The organism is Sphingomonas sp., assembly GCF_031426035.1.
GTDB lineage: Bacteria > Pseudomonadota > Alphaproteobacteria > Sphingomonadales > Sphingomonadaceae > Sphingomicrobium.
The window spans coordinates 1-6,083 of sequence record NZ_JANPKO010000048.1; the positions used below are offsets into that span (position 1 = coordinate 1).

The 6,083-nt window shown below is 67.4% G+C and carries 6 protein-coding genes; 3 read left to right on the top strand and 3 right to left on the bottom strand.

Going from position 1 to position 6,083, the window contains the following annotated elements; genetic code table 11:
• Together RMP08_RS03045 and RMP08_RS03050 are read left to right on the top strand one after the other, a co-directional pair.
• Positions 1–1,260: RNB domain-containing ribonuclease (locus RMP08_RS03045; protein ID WP_310467511.1), on the top strand; the 1,260-nt coding region annotated here is incomplete at its 5' end.
• Between the two features lie 11 nt (positions 1,261–1,271).
• A complete protein-coding gene (locus RMP08_RS03050) occupies positions 1,272–1,850 on the top strand; it encodes an NADPH-dependent FMN reductase (RefSeq protein WP_310467513.1) in 579 nt (192 codons plus the stop codon).
• On the opposite strand, the gene kynU is transcribed toward RMP08_RS03050, so the two are convergent.
• Together kynU and dcd are read right to left on the bottom strand one after the other, a co-directional pair.
• A complete protein-coding gene (gene kynU / locus RMP08_RS03055) occupies positions 1,847–3,070 on the bottom strand; it encodes a kynureninase (protein ID WP_409049761.1) in 1,224 nt (407 codons plus the stop codon). The two genes, RMP08_RS03050 and kynU, sit on opposite strands and share 4 nt — an antisense overlap.
• Positions 3,071–3,152: 82 nt before the next feature.
• Positions 3,153–3,707 (bottom strand): dCTP deaminase, encoded by a 555-nt coding sequence (gene dcd / locus RMP08_RS03060; RefSeq protein ID WP_310467514.1) that lies wholly within the window; start codon positions 3,705–3,707, stop codon positions 3,153–3,155.
• A gap of 188 nt (positions 3,708–3,895) precedes the next feature.
• Between dcd and RMP08_RS03065 the strand changes: the two genes are divergently transcribed.
• Positions 3,896–5,410: a replicative DNA helicase gene (locus tag RMP08_RS03065; protein ID WP_310467516.1), complete on the top strand. Its 1,515-nt coding sequence runs from the start codon at positions 3,896–3,898 to the stop codon at positions 5,408–5,410.
• Between the two features lie 5 nt (positions 5,411–5,415).
• Here RMP08_RS03065 and RMP08_RS03070 read toward each other — a convergent pair.
• Positions 5,416–6,083: aldehyde dehydrogenase family protein (locus tag RMP08_RS03070; RefSeq protein ID WP_310467517.1), on the bottom strand; the 668-nt coding region annotated here is incomplete at its 5' end.

The following is a 6,083-nucleotide window of genomic DNA, read 5'->3' on the forward strand; positions in this document are numbered from 1 at the left end:
GTGCGCGCGGCGCTGGCCTGTCATTTGAAGATCGCCAAGGACGGGACGCTCAAAAGCTGGCGATTTACGCGAGCGAAGATTTGTGTCGCGGCAAACATTGCGTACGAGGATGCGCAGGCCGCGATCGACGCAAGTAACGAAAATTCCACGGAAGTTTCGTCATCGCCCTGCGCCATGCCAGCACTCGAAACCAGCCTCCCCGCCGCACTGGTCGACACCGCGCTCAAGCCACTGTGGGCGTGCTGGCGGGCGCTTTTGGCCAACCGTAATGCGCGGGAACCGCTCGAGCTCGACATCCCCGAGCGCCGGGTGGTGCTCGACGAAAAGGGCCGCATCCTGTCGGTCGCGCCGCGCGAGCGGCTCGACGCGCACAAGCTGGTCGAGGATTATATGATCGCCGCCAACGTCGCCGCGGCGCGCGCGCTCGAAGCCAAGAAGGCGCCGGTGATGTACCGCGTCCACGAAAGCCCGAGCCGCGAGAAACTGGTCGCGCTGAAGGATTATCTGGCGACGTTCGACCTCGAGTTCGCGCTCGGCCAGGTGATCAAGCCGGCCACCTTCAACCGCCTGATCGACCGCGTCGGCGACAGCGACTTCCGCCCCGAGATCATGGAGCAGGTCCTGCGCACCCAGATGCAGGCACGCTACGGCCCCGACCGCCTCGGCCATTTCGGCCTGAGCCTCGCCACCTACGCGCACTTCACCTCGCCGATCCGGCGCTACGCCGACCTGCTCGTCCACCGCGCTCTGGTCAGCGCCTACCGCTTGGGCGACGGCGGGCTGCCGCACGGCGAAGAAGAAAAATACGAACAAATCGGCGAGCAGATCTCAATGCTCGAGCGGCGCGCGATGGAGGCCGAGCGCGACACCGTCGACCGCTATGTCGCGGCGTTCCTGGCCGACCGCGTCGGGCAGTTGGTCGAGTGCCGCATCACCGGGGTCCAGCCGTTCGGCTTCTTCGCCACCGTGCTCGATTTGGGCGGCGACGGGCTGGTGCTCGCCCAGACCCTCGGCCAGGAATATTTTCGGTATGACGAGAAAGCGCGGCAGTTGGTCGGCGACGATACCGGCGAAACCTACCGCGTCGGGCAGAAACTCACCCTGCGCCTGGCCGAAGCCAACCCGGTGTCGGGCTCGCTGCGCTTCGAATTGCCCGAGGGCTCGTACGGCGGCGGCGCGCGCAGCCGCTCGGACCGAGTTCGCCCCGCCCAGCGCCGCGGCCGCCCGGCCAACATCCGCCACCAGGGAAAACGCCGCTGAGGAGCACGCCCATGACCGCCTACAACATCGCTATCGTCGTCGGCAGCCTGCGCGAGGGCAGCATCAACAAGAAGATCGCGCGCTCGCTGTGCGCGATGGCGCATGAGCGGCTCAATTGCGACATCGTGCCGATCGGCGATTTGCCGCTGTACAACCAGGATTCGGACCCCAACCCGCCCGCGCAATACACCCGCTTCCGCGATGAGATCGCCGCCGCCGACGGCATCCTGTTCGTCACCCCCGAATATAACCGCGGCGTACCCGGCGTGCTCAAGAACGCGATCGACGTCGGCTCGCGCCCGTACGGCAAGAGCGTGTGGGAGAAAAAGCCCGCGGCGATCGTCAGCGCCTCGCCCGGGATGATCGGCGGGTTCGGCGCCAACCACCAGTTGCGCCAGGCGTGCGTGTTCTTGAACATGCCGGTGATGCAGCACCCCGAAGCCTATCTCGGCCGCGTCGGCGACGACAGTTTCACCGCCGACGGCAAGCTCGCCGAGGGGCCGCTCAAGGACATCGTGCTGAGCCTCGCCAACGCGTTTGCCGACTGGGTCCACGTGATCCACGAATCGCGGCGGCTGCTGGCCTCCTAGGTGACTTTGGCGCGCTGGTGAAAGCGTGGCTGGTCCCATTCGCGCGTGGCCAGGATGTCGCCGAGGATCTCGGCCGCGCGCCATATCTCGGCGAAGCGGTTATAGAGCGGGGCGAAGCCGAACCGCAGCAAATCGGGGGCGCGGACGTCGCCGATCACCCCGCGCGCGATCAGCGCCTGCATCACTGCGTAAGCGTGGGGGTGGGCGAACGCGACATGGCTGCCGCGCGCGGCGGGCGATGCCAAGCGTACCTCGCCGCCGCAGCGGGCCTCGACCTCGGAGATGAACACTTGCGACAGTGCGCGCGACTTGGCTTCGAGGTCGGCCATCGCGATGCCGTCGAAGGTGGCGAGGCCCGCCTCGAGTGCGGCGAGGGCGAGGATCGGCGGGGTGCCGGTGAGGAAGCGCGCGATCCCGGCGGCGGGGCGGTGCGCGGGCTCGAACGCGAACGGCTCGGCATGGCCCATCCAGCCGCTCAGCGGTGAGTGAAGCTGCTCCTGCAGCGGTTTCGCGACGAACAGGAAGGCGGGCGCGCCGGGGCCGCCGTTGAGATATTTGTAGCCGCAGCCGACCGCGAGGTCGCAGCCGCTGCCGGCGAGGTCGAGGGCGAGCGCGCCGGCGCTGTGCGACAGGTCCCACAGCGTCAGCGCGCCGGCCGCATGGGCCGCCGAATTGACCGACGCCATGTCGTGCACCGCCCCGCCGCGGTAATCGACATGGGTCAGCATCACGACCGCGGTGTCGCCGTCGATTGCGCTTGCGACATTGCCGGCCGGCACCGTCTTGAGGGTGAGGCTCGGGACGAGTCGGGCGAGCCCTTGCGCGACATGGAGGTCGGTGGGGAAGTTGCCGTCTTCGGACAGGATCACCGACCGCCCCGGCCGCGCTTGCACCGCCGCGGCGAGCAGCTTGAACAGGGTGACCGAGGTCGAATCGGCGAACAGCAGCTCGTCGGGGGCCGCGCCGACGATCGGCGCCAGCAGCGCCGCGACCCGGCCCGGCGCGTCGATCCAGCCGTGCCTGTTCCAGCTGGTGATGAGGTCGTCGCCCCACTGCCGTTCGGCGACCTCGGCCAGCGCGCCGGGGGTGGCTGCGGGCAAGGCGCCGAGCGAATTTCCGTCGAGATAAATAACACCGTCGGGAAGCCTGAAGCGCGCCCGCGCGAACGCCAGCGGATCGGCCGCGTCGAGCGCCTGCGCCTGGTCGAGGGTCATCGTCATTGCGAGGAGCGAAGCGACGCGGCAATCCAGCCCAAATCAAGAAACTGGATTGCCGCGCTGCGCTCGCAATGACGGCGGTGGGTCACAACTTCGGCAGCGTCACTCCGCGCTGGCCCTGATATTTGCCGGCGCGGTCGGCGTAGCTCACCTCGCACGGCTCGTTGCCCTGGAGGAACAGGAATTGGCAGGCGCCCTCGTTGGCGTAGATCTTGGCCGGGAGCGGGGTGGTGTTGCTGAACTCCAATGTGACATGGCCTTCCCAGCCGGGCTCGAGCGGGGTCACGTTGACGATGATCCCGCACCGCGCATAGGTCGACTTTCCGAGGCAGATCACCAGCACGTCGCGCGGCACGCGGAAATATTCGACCGTGCGGGCGAGGGCGAAGCTGTTGGGCGGGATGATGCACACGTCGAGCTTGCGGTCGACGAAGCTGTTGGCGGCGAAATCCTTGGGGTCGACCAGTGCATTGTCGACATTGGTGAAAATCTTGAATTCGTCGGACACCCGGGCGTCGTAGCCGTAGCTCGACAGGCCGTAACTGATGCACCCGTCGCGCCGCTGGCTCTCGACGAACGGCTCGATCATCTTGTGCTCGAGCGCTTGCTCGCGAATCCAGCGGTCGGAAAGGATGCTCATGGCGTGGTGGCCTAACCGCCACGCCGGGCATCGACAATTCGCCAGTCGAATTTTCTGTGGACGGCGCGCGTCGGACTAAATCTCCCGCTTTGGCCGGACGGCGCCCCAAACCGCTCACAGCTAATCCACAGTCGTGCTGCTTTCGTTCTTGTTTGGAGCGCGGCGAAAGCTGTCATACAACCTTGGCCATGGCCGAAATCCTCCGACACCCCGGCGCCGCCGACGCGCCCGAGCTTCCGACTCTCCCGCAAAACATCGAGGCCGAGGCCGCGCTGCTCGGCGCTCTGATGATCGACAATCGGCTGGTCGAGGACATCCAGCTCAAGCTCAAACCGCATCATTTCTTCGAGCCGCTCCACGGCCGCATCTATGAGGCGGTGCTGCGCCTGACCGACCGCAACATGGTCGCCAACCCGGTCACGCTCCGCCCGCTGTTCGAGGCCGACGAGGCGATCAAGGAGGTCGGCGGCCCGGCCTATCTGGCGCAATTGACCGGCTCCGGCGCGGCGCTCATCGGCGCGCGCGATTTCGCCGCCCAGATCTACGACCTGGCATTGTTGCGCGCGCTGATTGGAGTCGGCCGCGACCTGGTCGAGGCGGCCACCGACACCAGCGAGGATGTCGCCCCGCTGGCCCAGATCGAAGCCGCCGAAAGCCGCCTCTACGAAGTCGCCGAGGCGGGCGGCGCGGAAGGCAAAGCCAAATCGTTCGGCGAGGCGACCAAGCTCGCGGTCGAGATGGCCGAGCGCGCGCTCAACAGCGGCGGGCATCTGTCGGGCGTCACCACCGGGCTCGACGGCATCAACGCCAAGATCGGCGGCCTTCACCGTTCCGATTTGACCATCCTCGCCGGCCGCCCCGGCATGGGCAAGACGTCGCTCGCCACCAACATGGCGTTCGCCGCCGCCCAGCGCCACCAGCGCGACGTCGAGGACGGCATCGAGCCGGGCAAGGGCGCCGGCGCCGCGGTCGCCTTCTTCAGCCTCGAAATGTCGGCCGACCAGCTCGCCACCCGCATCCTCGCCGAGCAGTCCGGGATCAGCTCGGAGAACTTGCGCATGGGCAAGATCAGCCAGCAGGAGTTCCGCCAACTCGCCCGCGCCGCCGCCGAGCTGCAGAGCCTGCCCTTGTACATCGACGACACCCCCGGCCTGACCATCGCCGCGCTGCGCGCCCGCGCCCGCCGCCTCAAGCGCCAGAAGGGGATCGCGATGGTCGTCGTCGATTACCTGCAATTGCTGCAGGGCACCGGCAAGAACGACAATTCCAACCGCGTCCAGGAAATCTCCGAGATCAGCCGCGGGTTGAAGCAACTGGCCAAGGAGCTCGACGTACCGGTGCTGGCGCTGTCGCAGCTAAGCCGCGCCGTCGAGCAACGCGAGGACAAGCGCCCGCAGCTCTCGGACCTGCGCGAATCGGGCTCGATCGAGCAGGACGCCGACATCGTATTGTTCGTCTATCGCGAGGATTATTACGTCGCCTCGCACGAGCCCAAGCGCCCGGTCGAAAGCGACGACGCCAAATATTTCGAGGCCTATGAGGAATGGCAGCGGCAGATGGAGCGGGTCTACGGCCTCGCCGAATTGCTCGTGGCCAAGCAGCGCCACGGCTCGACCGGCAAGGTGCGGATGAAGTTCGACGCGCGCATCACCAAGTTCAGCGACGCCGCCGACGACGCCTTCCTGCCCGAGATGCGCAGCTAGGCGGCTCAGTCCCCCAGCATATTGGGGTCGCGCAGGCCTTCGCCGATCGTCGCGCGGGGCTGGTCGGCTTCGCTCGAGGTCACCGGGTAAGCGCAATAATCGGCCGCGTAATAGGCGCTCGGGCGGTGGTTTCCGCTCATGCCCACCCCGCCGAACGGGGCGGTGGACGGCGCGCCGTTGGTCGGCTTGTTCCAGTTGATGACGCCGGCGCGGACGGTGCCCCAGAAGCGGGTATATTGGTCGGGGGTGCCGCCGACCAGGCTCGCCGCCAATCCGAACTGGGTGTTGTTGGCTTCGGCGATCGCAGCGTCGAAATCCTTGACCCGGATCATCTGCAGCACCGGCCCGAACAATTCCTCGTCGGGGCGGCCGGTGGCGTCGGTGACATCGATCAGTGCCGGGGTCAGGTACGGGCGGTCCTCGAACGGGCGGTCGAGGCGGCGGATCGCCTTGCCGCCCTTCATCATCAAGCCCACCCATTGCTCCTGCAGATGGTCGGCCGCGGCAAGGTCGATCACCGGGCCCATGTACGGCTGGGGGTCGGCGAACGGCTGGTCGATCACCAGCCGGTCGATGAGCTTGGACATCGCCTCGATCAGCGGCCCTTCGGCGCCGTCCTCGACGATCAGCCGCCGCGCCGCGGTGCAGCGTTGCCCCGCCGACAGATAGGCCG

Bases quoted from the DNA above. Each gene is read 5' to 3' on its own strand.
- RMP08_RS03065 (WP_310467516.1), top strand. From the start codon at position 3,896: ATGGCCGAAATCCTCCGACACCCCGGCGCCGCCGACGCGCCCGAGCTT.
- kynU (WP_409049761.1), bottom strand. From the start codon at position 3,070: ATGACGATGACCCTCGACCAGGCGCAGGCGCTCGACGCGGCCGATCCG.
- RMP08_RS03050 (WP_310467513.1), top strand. From the start codon at position 1,272: ATGACCGCCTACAACATCGCTATCGTCGTCGGCAGCCTGCGCGAGGGC.
- dcd (WP_310467514.1), bottom strand. From the start codon at position 3,707: ATGAGCATCCTTTCCGACCGCTGGATTCGCGAGCAAGCGCTCGAGCAC.